Origin of the sequence: Cedecea sp. FDAARGOS_727, assembly GCF_012273235.1 — a bacterium.
In the GTDB taxonomy this organism is placed as follows: Bacteria; Pseudomonadota; Gammaproteobacteria; order Enterobacterales; family Enterobacteriaceae; genus Cedecea; species Cedecea davisae.
Genome location: NZ_CP050966.1, coordinates 1,227,680 through 1,241,493, shown reverse-complemented (window position 1 = coordinate 1,241,493; position 13,814 = coordinate 1,227,680). Strand labels below are relative to the sequence as shown.

Annotated in this window: 14 protein-coding genes and 1 tRNA gene; 6 read left to right on the top strand and 9 right to left on the bottom strand. The window is 53.8% G+C overall.

Annotated elements, in window-relative coordinates:
• Positions 1-62 precede the first annotated feature (62 nt).
• Positions 63-845, bottom strand: coding sequence for an alpha/beta fold hydrolase (locus FOC35_RS05955; RefSeq protein ID WP_172568420.1), 783 nt, complete (start codon positions 843-845; stop codon positions 63-65).
• 393 nt (positions 846-1,238) lie between these two features.
• Between FOC35_RS05955 and FOC35_RS05950 the strand changes: the two genes are divergently transcribed.
• Positions 1,239-1,439 (top strand): hypothetical protein, encoded by a 201-nt coding sequence (locus FOC35_RS05950; protein ID WP_216845780.1) that lies wholly within the window; start codon positions 1,239-1,241, stop codon positions 1,437-1,439.
• Between the two features lie 90 nt (positions 1,440-1,529).
• Here the strand turns inward: FOC35_RS05950 and FOC35_RS05945 are convergent, their stop codons facing one another.
• Positions 1,530-1,895 (bottom strand): hypothetical protein, encoded by a 366-nt coding sequence (locus tag FOC35_RS05945; protein ID WP_172568419.1) that lies wholly within the window; start codon positions 1,893-1,895, stop codon positions 1,530-1,532.
• A 174-nt stretch (positions 1,896-2,069) separates the two neighbouring features.
• Positions 2,070-2,145: transfer RNA gene (locus FOC35_RS05940), tRNA-Ile, on the bottom strand.
• Between the two features lie 126 nt (positions 2,146-2,271).
• On the opposite strand from FOC35_RS05940, the gene mug reads away from it, so the two are divergent.
• On the top strand, positions 2,272-2,778 hold the full coding sequence (mug, locus tag FOC35_RS05935; protein ID WP_172568418.1) for a G/U mismatch-specific DNA glycosylase: 507 nt from the start codon (positions 2,272-2,274) through the stop codon (positions 2,776-2,778).
• A gap of 73 nt (positions 2,779-2,851) precedes the next feature.
• Here the strand turns inward: mug and rpoD are convergent, their stop codons facing one another.
• From rpoD to rpsU, 3 genes are all read right to left on the bottom strand, one after another.
• The gene (gene rpoD, locus FOC35_RS05930; RefSeq protein WP_016534747.1) at positions 2,852-4,696 is read right to left on the bottom strand and encodes an RNA polymerase sigma factor RpoD; all 1,845 of its coding nucleotides are present in this window, start codon (positions 4,694-4,696) and stop codon (positions 2,852-2,854) included.
• A gap of 151 nt (positions 4,697-4,847) precedes the next feature.
• Positions 4,848-6,593 (bottom strand): DNA primase, encoded by a 1,746-nt coding sequence (gene dnaG / locus FOC35_RS05925; RefSeq protein WP_172568417.1) that lies wholly within the window; start codon positions 6,591-6,593, stop codon positions 4,848-4,850.
• Between the two features lie 152 nt (positions 6,594-6,745).
• Positions 6,746-6,961 carry a 30S ribosomal protein S21 gene (gene rpsU / locus FOC35_RS05920; protein WP_001144069.1) on the bottom strand — a complete coding sequence of 72 codons (216 nt, stop codon included), beginning with the start codon at positions 6,959-6,961 and terminating at the stop codon, positions 6,746-6,748.
• A 249-nt stretch (positions 6,962-7,210) separates the two neighbouring features.
• On the opposite strand from rpsU, the gene tsaD reads away from it, so the two are divergent.
• Positions 7,211-8,224: a tRNA (adenosine(37)-N6)-threonylcarbamoyltransferase complex transferase subunit TsaD gene (gene tsaD, locus FOC35_RS05915; protein WP_172568416.1), complete on the top strand. Its 1,014-nt coding sequence runs from the start codon at positions 7,211-7,213 to the stop codon at positions 8,222-8,224.
• Positions 8,225-8,250: 26 nt separating this feature from the next.
• On the opposite strand, the gene plsY is transcribed toward tsaD, so the two are convergent.
• On the bottom strand, positions 8,251-8,901 hold the full coding sequence (plsY, locus tag FOC35_RS05910) for a glycerol-3-phosphate 1-O-acyltransferase PlsY (RefSeq protein WP_016534750.1): 651 nt from the start codon (positions 8,899-8,901) through the stop codon (positions 8,251-8,253).
• 107 nt (positions 8,902-9,008) lie between these two features.
• Here plsY and folB point away from each other — a divergent pair, with 107 nt between their 5' ends.
• Both folB and bacA read left to right on the top strand, forming a co-directional pair.
• On the top strand, positions 9,009-9,377 hold the full coding sequence (folB, locus tag FOC35_RS05905; protein ID WP_172568415.1) for a bifunctional dihydroneopterin aldolase/7,8-dihydroneopterin epimerase: 369 nt from the start codon (positions 9,009-9,011) through the stop codon (positions 9,375-9,377).
• 115 nt (positions 9,378-9,492) lie between these two features.
• A complete protein-coding gene (gene bacA, locus FOC35_RS05900; RefSeq protein WP_172568414.1) occupies positions 9,493-10,314 on the top strand; it encodes an undecaprenyl-diphosphate phosphatase in 822 nt (273 codons plus the stop codon).
• A 14-nt stretch (positions 10,315-10,328) separates the two neighbouring features.
• Here bacA and FOC35_RS05895 read toward each other — a convergent pair whose 3' ends face one another.
• Both FOC35_RS05895 and FOC35_RS05890 read right to left on the bottom strand, forming a co-directional pair.
• On the bottom strand, positions 10,329-11,570 hold the full coding sequence (locus FOC35_RS05895; protein WP_039899092.1) for a multifunctional CCA addition/repair protein: 1,242 nt from the start codon (positions 11,568-11,570) through the stop codon (positions 10,329-10,331).
• Between the two features lie 81 nt (positions 11,571-11,651).
• Positions 11,652-12,272, bottom strand: coding sequence for a TIGR04211 family SH3 domain-containing protein (locus tag FOC35_RS05890; RefSeq protein ID WP_016534754.1), 621 nt, complete (start codon positions 12,270-12,272; stop codon positions 11,652-11,654).
• 235 nt (positions 12,273-12,507) lie between these two features.
• On the opposite strand from FOC35_RS05890, the gene FOC35_RS05885 reads away from it, so the two are divergent.
• Positions 12,508-13,806: an inorganic triphosphatase gene (locus FOC35_RS05885; RefSeq protein ID WP_172568413.1), complete on the top strand. Its 1,299-nt coding sequence runs from the start codon at positions 12,508-12,510 to the stop codon at positions 13,804-13,806.
• The last annotated feature ends 8 nt before the right edge of the window (positions 13,807-13,814 follow it).

Sequence of the window (13,814 nt, the reverse complement as noted above, 5' to 3'; positions counted from 1 at the left end):
GGGTTCACCACCCATTTACTCATTAATAACGCCCATGCGTACCCTGTTGGTATCGGCGGGCATTAATGTGTATTGGCCTTATCGATAAACGATATGATTTCATCTGTGAGCGCATCTGGTCGCTCAAAATTCGGCAAATGGGAAGCACCGGGTATGATATGCAGTTCTGCATTGCGTTTTTTCGCCAGGCGTTGGGCGTAGTCTTGCGGCGTCAGCTTGTCTTCCGCTCCCCGGACGACAATCGCTTTGACGCCGGGGATCTGCATATCTGTCAAATCCGTATCGGCAATCGCTAAAGAGCAGCCCGCGAAAGCTTCGACCGTGGTACGACGCAGCATCTGCCTGAGACCATCCGCCTCGGGCGAGTCGATAAATGCCGGTGTAACCCAGTTGCTGATAATCCCCCTCTCAAGGTGCTCAAGACCATGCTGGAAGACATCTTCCGCCCTGGCCCGCCACAGGGAAGGAGGGGCGGCATTCACCAGTGAGGTATCGATGATAACCATGCCCTGGACTCGTTCAGGTAACTTGAATCCAATCCATTGCGCTATCGTGCCGCCTATCGAAACGCCGGCAACATAAAATTTATCGATTTTCAGGTGATCCACTACGGCGATAACATCATCGGCCAGGTCAGACATTGAAAACGGCTGCGCATCAACCGCGCTTAGCCCATGCCCTCGAATATCCAGCCTGACCACACGATAGCGCTCAGTTAACCGTGGAATTTGCAAATCCCACAAATGCAAATCTGTTCCCAAAGAATGAAGAAGTATCAATGTCGTAGCCTCTTCAGGCCCCTCTACATCGACATGCTGAGTTAACTTAAGCGGTCGGATAAACATTTCATACTCCGTATTTTTATTCTTAGTTTTACCCCGGGTTCCACAGAACGTAATGCAGGCTCATTCACCCTGACTTGTTGGTGAAAAAGTGAAACATCTCCATGCCCCAGCCAGTATTATTAGAGTAATTACCGCGCTGGCTCTAATGGATAATTTCGATATCTCTATCGAAATTGTTGATGCATGAAGGAGATAATGGACAGAAACATCCTCTATTGACCGCTTACAATTCAACGGTGTACCGGAAGGCGTTTGAGAAAGTTAACTGTCAGAATGTGCTGTGGCAGGAAAACCAAAATGGGGAAAGCATCTGTGGTTTGGGAAGACTGGGGCAATAACTATCAACGACAACAGGAATACGATGTAGTGAACCTGTTCGGACGGAGATAATGTTTGTCAAAGCATGAGATTAATTCAGCAGAAGAGCGTTACCAGTCTGGTTCAGGTGGTTTGGTTTTGAGGAACAAGCTGGAGATTATCGATGCTACTGAAATGGATGTGTTGGAGTCAGGGCTGCTGATCATGTTCTATTGTACGCTTAAAACCCATGAGTCAATTGCAGCAATGATTGTTTGCTCTGGCACTATAAATTAGATGCTTCTCCATCTGCAATATCATCAGCAGTCATTGGCATAGCACTAATTCAGAAAGCAAACCACCGATAATTCGGTGGTTTGCTTCTAATTACCATGTAAGCTTCTGATTATTAGCTTTTACATTTTCCTGATACATCATTTCAATCGTAGTGTAAGTACACATATCTAAACCACCATCGCAATAATCCTGGATTACCCGATCCATCACTTTCCTATCATTAGCTTGAGTGAGTTTTTTAAATGCAGTGAGGTTTTCCTGTTCCATCATGCGCAGTGTTGTGGGTTGGCACATATCCAATTGACCATCGCAATAATCAGCTTTCACTTTTGCTTGAATGAATTTAATTACTTCCTGCTTTTGTGCCTCTGAGCCATCAAAATCTAACGGATGGACGAAACCAGCATTTGCGGCAAAAGAAGATAAAAGTACAACAGCTCCTAAAAGTATTTTCATTTTGAAATCCATTGCAAAAAAGAAGGGTTAAGACTAATCCGAAATCATGGCTATGTGAACCGGGAATGGTCAAGCTGAAGTGATCGTGCTGAAATTCCATCGCCACTTTGGAATGAGACAACAAAAAAGCCACCGCTATGGGTGGCTTAACTGTTTGAATTTATTCACTAAATTTGGTGGCCCCTGCTGGACTTGAACCAGCGACCAAGCGATTATGAGTCGCCTGCTCTAACCACTGAGCTAAGGGGCCGTGGCGCTGAATTATAATGTAACTGTAAGCTGCAATCCAGCGCTTATATGGCGTCTGCTGTTTTTATAAACAATTGTGAATCAAACCCTTATACTTATCGCTCATTCATAACTTCAGGTACCAGGCATGATCCACGATATTCTGGCTCCGGGGCTGCGTGTGGTGTTCTGCGGCATTAATCCCGGCAAGTCCTCGGCACATACCGGTTTTCATTTTGCTCATCCGGGGAATCGCTTCTGGAAGGTGATTCATCAGGCCGGGTTTACCGAGAAGCTGCTCAAGCCCGAAGAAGAACAGCAGCTGCTGGATACCCGCTGCGGCATTACCATGTTGGTAGAAAGGCCCACGGTGCAGGCCAGCGAGGTGAAGCTCCAGGAGCTGCGAGACGGCGGCAGAGCGCTGGTACAGAAGATGCTGGACTACCAGCCGGGCGTGCTGGCTATTCTCGGGAAGCAGGCGTTTGAGCAGGCCTTTAACCAGCGTGGCGCAAAGTGGGGCAGGCAGGATATTACGATTGGTGAGACCGAGGTGTGGATTTTGCCGAATCCCAGCGGGTTGAATCGGGCGACGCTGGAGAAGCTGGTCGAGGCCTATAAAGAGCTTGATGAGTCGCTGGCGGCGCGCGGCCGGTAGTTAAATTTAAGGCAAAAAAAAGCTCCCGGACGGGAGCTTTTTGTTTTTGGAACCGATTAATTTCCGGGAGCGATTAATCGTCCAGGAAGCTACGCAGCACTTCAGAGCGGCTCGGGTGGCGCAGTTTGCGCAGCGCCTTCGCTTCGATCTGACGGATACGTTCGCGGGTAACGTCGAACTGTTTACCCACTTCTTCCAGCGTGTGGTCGGTATTCATATCGATACCGAAGCGCATACGCAGAACTTTCGCTTCACGCGCGGTCAGGCCAGCCAGCACGTCGTGAGTTGCGGAACGCAGGCTTTCGGAGGTGGCAGAATCCAGCGGCAGCTCGAGGGTGGTATCCTCGATGAAGTCACCCAGATGCGAATCTTCATCGTCGCCGATTGGCGTTTCCATGGAGATAGGCTCTTTAGCAATCTTCAGCACTTTACGGATTTTGTCTTCCGGCATCAGCATACGTTCAGCCAGCTCTTCCGGCGTCGGCTCGCGGCCCATCTCCTGCAGCATCTGGCGCGAAATACGGTTGAGCTTGTTGATGGTCTCAATCATATGCACCGGAATACGGATGGTACGCGCCTGGTCGGCGATGGAGCGAGTGATAGCCTGACGGATCCACCAGGTGGCGTAAGTTGAGAACTTATAACCACGACGGTATTCAAACTTATCAACCGCTTTCATCAGGCCGATGTTGCCTTCCTGAATCAGGTCGAGGAACTGCAGGCCACGGTTGGTATATTTCTTGGCGATAGAAATAACCAGACGCAAGTTGGCTTCAACCATCTCTTTCTTCGCGCGGCGGGCTTTCGCTTCACCGATGGACATGCGACGGTTGATGTCTTTTACCTGCTCGATGGTCAGGCCGGTCTCTTCTTCAATCTGCTGCAATTTCTGCAGGCTACGGTGAACGTCATCCGAGACGTCGTGCAGCTTTTCAGACCACGGCTTGTTCATTGCGATTGCAGCGTTGAACCAGGTTTCGCTGGTTTCGTTGCCGGTGAACAGGGTGATGAAGTTTTTCTTCGGCATTTTGCACTGCTCAACGCAGAGTTTCATGATGATACGTTCTTGAGTACGAACGCGATCCATCATGACGCGCATGCTGTTGACCAGGTAGTCGAACTGCTTCGGCACCAGGCGGAACTGCTTGAAGACTTCAGACAGCTGCTGGATCTCAGCGGCGGCGTCAGCATGGCTGCGGCCTTTCGCTTTGATGGTGTCACGAGCCAGCTCGTACTGCTTACGCAGTTCGCCAAATTTCTCGCGGGCCAGTTCCGGGTCGATGCTGTTGTCGTCGTCGGAGCTGTCGTCGTCGGACTCTTCGTCTTCGTCCTCATCGTCGTCCAACTCTTCCTGAGAGAGTTCAGAACCAACGTGAGTGGCGGTCGGCGCGAGGTCTTCTTCGGCATTCGGATCGACAAAGCCGGTAATCAGGTCGGACAGGCGAGCTTCTTCAGCCTCAACGCGATCGTACTGCTCCAGCAGATAGGTGATCGCTTCCGGGTACTCGGCAACCGAGCACTGTACCTGGTTGATACCGTCTTCGATACGCTTAGCGATATCGATCTCACCCTCACGGGTTAACAGCTCAACGGTACCCATTTCGCGCATGTACATGCGCACCGGGTCGGTGGTACGTCCGATTTCGGACTCCACGCTGGACAGTACCTGAGCGGCAGCTTCTTCCGCATCTTCGTCGGTGCTGTTAGAGTTTTCAGCAAGCAAAAGATCATCGGCATCAGGGGCTTCTTCCATCACCTGAATGCCCATGTCGTTGATCATTTGGATGATGTCTTCGATCTGATCGGAGTCGACGATATCTTCCGGCAGATGGTCATTGACCTCGGCATAGGTCAGATAGCCTTGCTCCTTACCACGTTGGACAAGAAGCTTGAGCTGTGACTGCGGGTTTTGCTCCATAAGACGGTATCCACACTTCAGTATTAGGGTTGTGTCGGTAGGCGTTGCCGCCAACAATAACGTTACGAGGGCCAATTTATTTTTATGCCGCAGCCCGTCCGTGCGGCGTTCGGGGGTGACCCGATCAATGTTCGGCAGTTAAGCCGCGAATCTACTTTTTGGCGCGTGACTCAGTTATCACACGAACTTCTTCACGCTCCGCCGGGGTTAGCCCCTCAGTTCTGGAACGTGCCATTAATTCTTCAAACCTCAGCTCGAGCGCGGAATCGAACAGATGATCCAGCGAGTCGGTGAACGTTTTTTCAGCAATCTCTCTATCTGCTATATCGTCCCACGCAGAGAGTTTTTCAAGGGTGGCGGCTTCATTTGTTCCGCGATATTGTTCCAAAAGCTGCCCGGTTGTTAACCCAGGCTGGGCCAGGCAGGCATTTACCAGGTCGCTAAACAGCGTTAACCCCGGCAGTTTTGCCGCGTCCAGCCCGCTAAGTGGCGGGACCAGAGGAGCCAGCTCCGGGTTTTGTACCAATAACCCTATTAGTATACGCATGGTTGTGCGTTTTAGCTGAGGCGCGGGGCGAGGCGTTACGCCATCGACCTGTTTGGGCATCAGCTTTTCAAGCTGGCTGTCGTCCAGAATGCCGAGCTTGTTGCCCAGCTGCTGGCGCAGATAGATGCGCAGCGTTTCGCCGGGCACCTGGCTAATCAGCGGCAGCGCGAGGGTACTTAAACGCGCCCGGCCGTCCGGAGTGCTCAGGTCAACCTGCGGCATCAGACTGTTAAACAGGAAAGTGGAGAGCGGCTGAGCCTGCTCCATCCGCGTTTCGAACGCTTCCTTCCCTTCTTTACGAACCAGCGTATCCGGGTCTTCACCGTCGGGCAGGAACATGAAGCGCAGCTGACGACCGTCAGTCATATAAGGTAGCGCAGTTTCCAGCGCTCGCCATGCCGCGTCCCGCCCGGCGCGATCGCCGTCATAGCAACAAACCACGTTATCCGTTACCCGGAACAGGAGCTGGATGTGGTCTGCGGTTGTGGAGGTGCCAAGGGAAGCAACGGCGTAAGAAATGCCGTACTGTGCCAGGGCCACCACATCCATATATCCTTCGACTACCAGCAGGCGCGCCGGTTCCGGCTGGCTTTGCTGGGCTTCATACAGGCCATACAGCTGGCGGCCCTTATGGAAAATCTCGGTTTCCGGGGAGTTCAGGTACTTCGGCATGCCGTCGCCCAGCACGCGCCCGCCAAACCCGATTACCCGGCCGCGTTTATCACGAATCGGGAACATCACCCGCTCGCGGAAGCGGTCGTAGCTGCGGCCTTTATCGTTAGTGACCAGCATGCCTGCGTCCGTCAGCGCCTGACGGTTTTCGCTGTTGCCGCCGAAGCGTTTTAGCGCGTTGTCCCAGCCCGGGGGCGCGTAACCAATAGCAAAGTGGGCAATAACCTCGTCGCTCAGGCCGCGTTTTCCCAGGTACTGGCGAGCCGGTTCGGCAGCGGGCAGCTTCAGGGATTGCTGATAAAAGGCGTTAAGGCCGTCCATCAGTTGATATAGGCTCTGGCGCTGGTGGCGTTCTATCTGGCTTGGGCCGTTGCCAGCTTCGTACGGCACTTCAAGGTTGTGCATGGTCGCCAGCTCTTCAACGCTTTCTACAAACTCGAGCTTGTCGTAGTTCATCAGGAAGTCGAGGGCGTTACCGTGTGCGCCACAGCCGAAGCAGTGGTAAAACTGTTTATCACCGTTCACGGTGAAAGAGGGGGTTTTCTCGTTATGGAATGGACAACACGCGTGGTAGTTTTTGCCCTGTTTTTTCAGCTTCACGCGAGCATCGATCAGGTCGACGATGTCGGTGCGAGCGATCAGGTCATTGATAAAGACACGCGGGATTCGTCCAGCCATAGGCCCCATGCTATATCCGTCATCTCTCAGGCGGTGGCCTAAAAGCTCAGGGATATGTCAGTTTATAAACGAGAATAAGCCGCGCATTCCTTTCGGAAGCACGGCCTTATAACTACTACTCGGTCTGATTTGAGGAGTGAATCCTCAGAAGATTAGTACAGACGAGTGCGGCGTGCGTTTTCGCGAGCCAGTTTCTTCGCGTGGCGTTTCACAGCAGAAGCTTTAGCGCGTTTACGTTCGGTAGTCGGTTTTTCATAGAACTCACGACGACGAACTTCCGCCAGAACGCCTGCTTTTTCACAGGAACGTTTGAAGCGACGCAGTGCTACGTCGAACGGCTCGTTTTCACGTACTTTAATTACCGGCATGTAACTCTCACCTTTAATAATTCGGTTTGCCGCTGGCCTACGTGCCAGCTTAATTCAAAATGGTGCGGAATTTTACTGCAACTCTTGCTGCTTTGTAAAGCACCGAACGACCAGAAACCTGGCTTTTAGGGCCGGTATCTTCCAGGACCGAGGATTATACACGATTAGCAGGGGCCTGGGGCAGCAAAGTTTTACAAAGGAGGGCGGCGGGATTAAACTTCGCGCCGGGTCAAAGAGGTAAAACTAGCCATGCGTGTACTGGGAATCGAGACATCCTGTGATGAAACCGGCATCGCCATTTATGACGATGAGAAAGGGTTATTAGCCAACCAATTGTATAGTCAGGTGAAACTTCACGCTGACTACGGCGGCGTGGTGCCGGAGCTTGCCTCCCGCGATCACGTACGCAAAACCGTGCCGCTGATTCAGGCTGCGTTAAAAGAGGCGGGCTTAACCGCAAAAGATATTGACGGCGTGGCCTATACCGCCGGGCCGGGCCTGGTTGGAGCTCTGCTGGTTGGTGCAACCGTCGGCCGCGCGCTGGCTTTTGCCTGGGATGTTCCTGCCGTACCGGTACACCATATGGAAGGGCACCTTCTTGCGCCGATGCTGGAAGATAATCCTCCTGAGTTCCCGTTTGTGGCGCTGCTGGTTTCCGGCGGCCACACGCAGCTGATTAGCGTGACCGGCATCGGTGAATATGAGCTGCTGGGTGAGTCTGTTGACGATGCGGCTGGTGAAGCCTTCGATAAAACCGCCAAGCTGTTGGGGCTCGACTATCCAGGCGGACCGCTGCTGTCGAAAATGGCCGCGCAGGGTACCGAAGGGCGCTTTACCTTCCCGCGCCCGATGACCGACCGCCCGGGGCTGGACTTCAGCTTCTCCGGCCTGAAGACCTTCGCCGCGAATACCATCCGTGGGAACGAAGACGACGACCAGACTCGAGCCGACATCGCCCGCGCTTTTGAAGATGCAGTGGTTGATACGCTGGCGATTAAATGCAAACGAGCCCTCGACCAAACCGGCTTTAAGCGCCTGGTGATGGCCGGAGGCGTGAGCGCAAACCGCACGCTGCGGGCAAAGCTGGCAGAGATGATGGCAAAACGCCGCGGCGAAGTGTTCTACGCCCGCCCTGAGTTTTGCACCGATAACGGCGCGATGATTGCCTATGCCGGCATGATCCGCCTTAAGGCCGGAACATCGGGTGAGCTGAGCGTCAGCGTCAGGCCGCGTTGGCCGCTGGCAGAATTACCCGCCGCCTGATAAGCGTTGAAAAGAGGAGTGAGAAATCACTCCTTTTTTGTTGCTTCTTTTTTTATTTCTTCCGGCGCTGCTGCTTTTTTCTTGCGGCGCAGCTTCGACCAAATTTTTGATTCCTGCCCGCGCCACAGGCGCTGGATATTATCGTGATGACGCATCAGGATAAGGCAAGAGAGCATCGCTACCGGGAAGGTAAACTGCGGTTTGAACCACCACACGTAGAACGGGGCGATCAGCGCGCTGATAATCGCGCCGAGAGAAGAATAGCCGCTCAACAGCACGCTCAGCAGCCAGGTTCCGGCCATCACGCCGGTTAAGTCCCAGCCGATGGGCGCGATGGCACCAAATGCCGTCGCCACGCCTTTACCGCCGCGGAATTTAAAGAAGACTGGCCAGATATGGCCCAGGCAGGCGGCAATGGCTATCAGCCCGAGCCAGAAGGGCGTGACGCCTAATGCATAGGCGGCCCATACCGGCAACATGCCTTTCAGCACATCAAAAATTAGTACCGCTGCGGCTGCGCCTTTACCACCAATACGTAATACATTGGTTGCTCCTGGGTTACCGGAGCCGCTCTCGCGTGGATCGGGGAGACCGGCAATGCGGCAAACCAGAATGGCGCTAGAAATGGAGCCGCAAAGATACGCGAGGAGGATCATACCAGGCGCGATTGCACTCATAACGCTGTTCCATGTTGAAAGTGTCGAAGTCTTCTTTGCATCTGTGGATAATACGCATATTTCGCCGGAAGTGGTATCCGGCATGACTAAAAACCGGGCAGGGCGTGATGGACATTGTATTTATAGAGCAACTTACCGTAATCACTACCATTGGTGTTTACGACTGGGAACAGACCATTGAGCAGAAGCTGGTGTTCGATATCGAAATGGCCTGGGATAATTGCAAGGCGGCAAGCAGCGATGACGTGAGCGACTGTCTCAGCTATGCGGATGTCAGCGAGGCGGTCATTAAGCACGTCAGCGGCGGCCGTTTTGCGCTGGTTGAACGCGTAGCTGAAGAAGTTGCTCAACTGCTACTTGCCCGCTTTAATTCGCCCTGGGTGCGTCTCAAAGTCAGTAAACCCGGCGCGGTTGCTCAGGCGGCTAACGTTGGGGTGGTGATTGAACGTGGCAATAATCTGAAACAAAGCAAATAATTACTGCGGCCATAAAACCAAACCACGGTAGCCTGGTCTTATCAACGTATCTTTTGCGGCAGACGCACAGCGTAGGCCGTTTTTTTGTGTCTATTTTGGGGATGAGGGTTAAGTAATGAGCGATCTACCAACTCTGGCGATTGCCGCCATTCTTGGCGTAGTTGAGGGGTTAACCGAGTTTTTGCCGGTATCATCTACCGGGCACATGATTATCGTTGGTCACCTTCTGGGCTTTGAAGGCAAGACCGCCGAAACCTTCGAAGTGGTCATTCAGCTTGGTTCTATTCTCGCGGTTGTGGTGATGTTCTGGCGTCGTCTGTTTGGTTTGATTGGCATTCATTTTGGCCGTCCGCCTCAGCATGAAGGCACCGGAACCGGGCGTCTTTCGTTGATTCATATCCTGTTGGGTATGGTGCCGGCGGTGGTGCTTGGGCTTATTTTCCACGACATGATTAAGTCGTTGTTTAACCCGATTAACGTGATGTATGCCCTTGTCGTGGGCGGCGTGCTGCTGATTGCGGCGGAATGCCTGAAGCCGAAAAAGCCGCTTGCGGAAGGGGTGGACGATATTACTTATCGTCAGGCCTTTATGATTGGCTGCTTCCAGTGTCTGGCGCTGTGGCCCGGTTTCTCCCGCTCGGGCGCAACCATCTCCGGTGGGATGCTGATGGGCGTTAGCCGCTATGCGGCTTCCGAGTTTTCCTTCCTGCTGGCGGTGCCGATGATGATGGGCGCAACGGTGCTTGATCTCTACAAGAGCATCGGTTTCCTGACGATGGGCGACCTGCCTATGTTTGCCGTCGGTTTCGTCACCGCCTTTATCGTTGCGCTTATCGCCATCAAAACCTTCCTGCAGCTGATTAAACGTATTTCGTTTATCCCGTTTGCGATTTATCGCTTCGTGGTGGCCGCAGTGGTGTTCTTCATCTTTACCTAGCGTTTATGTTGCCCTTAGCCTTGAGGCTGAGGGCAATGCTGTTCCTTCCAGGCCGCAACCGCTTTTATTCTTCGCTTAGTCAGCTCTTCACGAATAGCCGGGCCGCTGAATCCTGCCTCGATAACCTCTTTATTACTCACGCTCTGAGCGGCAGCCCAGGCGGCTCGCAGCATTCTTCCCTGCGGGTAATCGCTGGCTTCAAAGCCTGTTCTTCCGCGCGCGTCGGCTTCGCTGGTTAAGGCGATTTGCTCTACCCGCTGCGGTTTACGCCATGCGTCAATGGCGTCAAACAGCTTGACCACCGTCTTTGGCTGTAAAATGGGGAAGGTATGGATCAGATCGTGGAATTCGGCCACTAGCTTCGCCAGGTCGCGGATTTCATTCGGCACGCGCAGGCGAGCGCAGAGCTGTTCCACCAGCTTGACGCCAGCCGGGCCGTGGCCGTGGTGGCTTGGCCATTTTTCCTTCGGCGTCAGCCCTTTGCCCAGGTCGTGGCAGAGAGTGGCAAAGCGAACATCAATTTCCGGGCTGAGCTGGGCCGCCATCGACAGGGTCATCAGCGTGTGGATCCCCGTGTCGATTTCCGGGTGCCATTTGGCCGGAGCCGGTACGCCATAAAGCGCGTCGATTTCCGGGAACAGAACTTTCAGCGCGCCACACTCGCGCAGCACCGAGAAGTAAACCTGTGGGTTACGGCTGCTAAGGGCATTTTCCGTCTCTTTCCAGACTCGCTCGGCGGTGAGATGGGCCAGCTCGCCGTTATCGGCCATTTCGCGCATCAGGGCCAGCGTTTCGGGAGCGATAAGGAAATTAAGATGGGCGTAACGTGCGGCAAAACGCGCCACGCGCAGAACGCGGAGCGGATCTTCATTAAAGGCCGGGGAAACGTGGCGTAATAAACGACGCTCAATATCCGAACGCCCGTTATAAGGGTCGATTAGCTCGCCGGTTTCATCCTGGGCAATGGCGTTGATGGTGAGGTCACGGCGCAGTAAATCCTGCTCCAGCGTGACGTCCGGTGCGGCATAACATGTAAAACCGGTATAACCCTGGCCCGACTTCCGCTCGGTACGCGCCAGGGCGTACTCTTCGCGGGACTGCGGATGCAGAAACACCGGAAAATCTTTGCCAACCTGCTGGTAGCCAGCGTCCAGCATTTGCTGCGGCGTCGCGCCGACCACAACCCAGTCTTTATCCTTAACCGGCAGTTTTAATAACCCGTCACGTACTGCACCACCGACCAGATAAATCTTCACCCTTTGCCCCCCAAGCGCCATTTTTGAACCACGAATGGTAAGTGTAGATGCGAGGGTGAAGCAACGGCTAATGTATCGCCTTTAGTTCATCCAGCGGTCTTTCTTTTTACGGCTTGGGATCATGTGCGGGAGCAGCAGGCCAATCAGCAGGCCAAAGCCAGCCACGCCGCCGCCGTACATAAACCACTGCATAATGATGGCGCGCTGCTTATCGTCCAGCTGCACGTTGGCGGCATTTACCTTTTTCTGGGCGACGATAAGCTGGTTCTTAAGCTGCTGATTTTCTTCTTTCAGACCGTTAATCACCGTGTCGCTCTGGGCAACTTTCTGCTGCATTTCTGCGGTGCGCTGGTTCCAGGTGGTGTCGATGTTATTCAGCTTGTCGGTCAGGGTTTTTACCTGATTTTCCAGATCCGGCACGCGGGTACGCAGGCTTGGATTGGTGCTGAGCTGCGCCAGCGGTATCCAGGATGTTTTGCCGCTGCTGTCGCGCACCTGGCCGTATTTGGTTTCTTCATTGCTTTGCAGCAGCGTGACTTGTTCCCCTGCGTTGACTGTGCCAACCAGGCGGTAGTTATCGCCCGGGCCGCTACGGACCCAGGTGTTTAATTCATCAGAGACATAACGTTTTTCTTCGGCATGGGCCACTACGGAAACGCTAAGAGAGAGCAAAGTAAGGCAAATCAGGCGTAATTTGTGCATTAGTTCGTCGTTATTTTCATTAAGTGTGGAACGATAGTAGTGGCAACAGTCTGAAGGCGCAATCCGGAAACCTGAATGAGAATCATCCTGATGTCATTTTAACCACTGGCGCTGCTGCACTACCGCAAATTCGCTACCCGAGAGGGTATTTTGTCGTACTATCTACAGACCTAATCGACGCTATTTAGTTCGCCGGGAAATTGCCCGGCGTGACGTAAACGAAAGTAAATAAGACATGGCTCAGGAAATCGAACTTAAATTTATCGTTAACCCTGCGGCGCTTGATGCGCTGCGTGACAAGCTGAATGCCCTGCCGGGCGAACACAGCGACCCTCGTCAGCTTCTGAATATCTATTACGAGACCGCAGATAAACTGCTGCGTCGTCACGATATGGGGCTGCGCATTCGAGGTGATGCCGGGCGCTATGAAATGACGATGAAAATCGCCGGGCGCGTCACTGGTGGTCTGCATCAGCGCCCTGAATACAACGTAGAGTTGAGCAAGCCCGAGCTGGATCTCGCTCTGCTGCCCGCTGAAGTGTGGCCTGAAGGGCTGGACGTTGTCGCTTTGCAGACGGAAGTTCAGCCGCTATTCAGCACCGATTTTGAGCGTGAAAAGTGGGTAGTTGCTCAGGGTACAAGCCGTATCGAACTTGCTCTGGACAGCGGTGAAGTCAAAGCCGGGGAGCACCGGGAGCCTATTTGCGAGCTGGAGCTTGAGCTGCTGTCGGGGGAAACCGCGGATTTACTGGCGCTGGCGGAAAGTCTGGTGACCGAGCCGGGGCTGCGTCAGGGAAGCCTGAGCAAGGCGGCACGCGGGTATCATCTCGCTCAGGGTAATGCGGCAAGAGAGATTAAACCGCTTGGCGTACTGCATCCGGCGGCTAAGGCCACGGTTGAGCAGGGCCTGGAAGGTTCTCTGGAGCTTGCCCTGGGCCACTGGCTTTATCACGAAGAGCTGTGGCTCTCCGGCAGCAAAGCGGCTAAGCAGCAGGTGATTGATGCCGTAGGCCTGGTGCGCCATGCCCTGGCGCTGTTTGGCGGCATTATCCCTCGTAAAGCGAGCACTCACTTACGTGACCAACTGATCGCTTTTGAAACCCGCCTTGCCGGGAGTGAGAAAGCCGAGGCCGTGGTTTACAGCGCCCAGGCAAGCGCGACCAAACTGGCGCTGACCCGCTGGCTGGTGGAGCGCCAGTGGCAGCCGTATATCGATGAGAAAAGCCGCAACAAGCTGGACGGTTCGTTCAAACGCTTTGCCGACGTAAACCTCTCCCGTCATGCAGCGGAGCTGAAAGGTGCCTTCCAGCGCCCGCTCGGCGACAGCTACGGTGACCAGCTGCCGCGCCTGACGCGTGAAACTGACGCCATTCGATTGCTTGCCGGCGTTTACCCCGATGAGCAATCTCAGCCCTGGCTGGAAAACTGGCAGGGCCTGCGCCACGCCATTATGACGCGCCAGCACATCGAAATTGAGCATTACAGAAACGAAGCGATCTCGCAGGCACCTTTCTGGCTGCATAGCGGGAAATAACTGACTGG

Excerpts from the sequence above, each read along its gene's own strand:
- FOC35_RS05945 (WP_172568419.1), bottom strand. The coding sequence starts at position 1,895 with ATGAAAATACTTTTAGGAGCTGTTGTACTTTTATCTTCTTTTGCCGCA.
- FOC35_RS05955 (WP_172568420.1), bottom strand. The coding sequence starts at position 845 with ATGTTTATCCGACCGCTTAAGTTAACTCAGCATGTCGATGTAGAGGGG.
- rpoD (WP_016534747.1), bottom strand. The coding sequence starts at position 4,696 with ATGGAGCAAAACCCGCAGTCACAGCTCAAGCTTCTTGTCCAACGTGGT.
- rpsU (WP_001144069.1), bottom strand. The coding sequence starts at position 6,961 with ATGCCGGTAATTAAAGTACGTGAAAACGAGCCGTTCGACGTAGCACTG.
- FOC35_RS05885 (WP_172568413.1), top strand. The coding sequence starts at position 12,508 with ATGGCTCAGGAAATCGAACTTAAATTTATCGTTAACCCTGCGGCGCTT.
- bacA (WP_172568414.1), top strand. The coding sequence starts at position 9,493 with ATGAGCGATCTACCAACTCTGGCGATTGCCGCCATTCTTGGCGTAGTT.
- dnaG (WP_172568417.1), bottom strand. The coding sequence starts at position 6,593 with ATGGCTGGACGAATCCCGCGTGTCTTTATCAATGACCTGATCGCTCGC.
- plsY (WP_016534750.1), bottom strand. The coding sequence starts at position 8,901 with ATGAGTGCAATCGCGCCTGGTATGATCCTCCTCGCGTATCTTTGCGGC.
- tsaD (WP_172568416.1), top strand. The coding sequence starts at position 7,211 with ATGCGTGTACTGGGAATCGAGACATCCTGTGATGAAACCGGCATCGCC.
- folB (WP_172568415.1), top strand. The coding sequence starts at position 9,009 with ATGGACATTGTATTTATAGAGCAACTTACCGTAATCACTACCATTGGT.
- FOC35_RS05890 (WP_016534754.1), bottom strand. The coding sequence starts at position 12,272 with ATGCACAAATTACGCCTGATTTGCCTTACTTTGCTCTCTCTTAGCGTT.
- mug (WP_172568418.1), top strand. The coding sequence starts at position 2,272 with ATGATCCACGATATTCTGGCTCCGGGGCTGCGTGTGGTGTTCTGCGGC.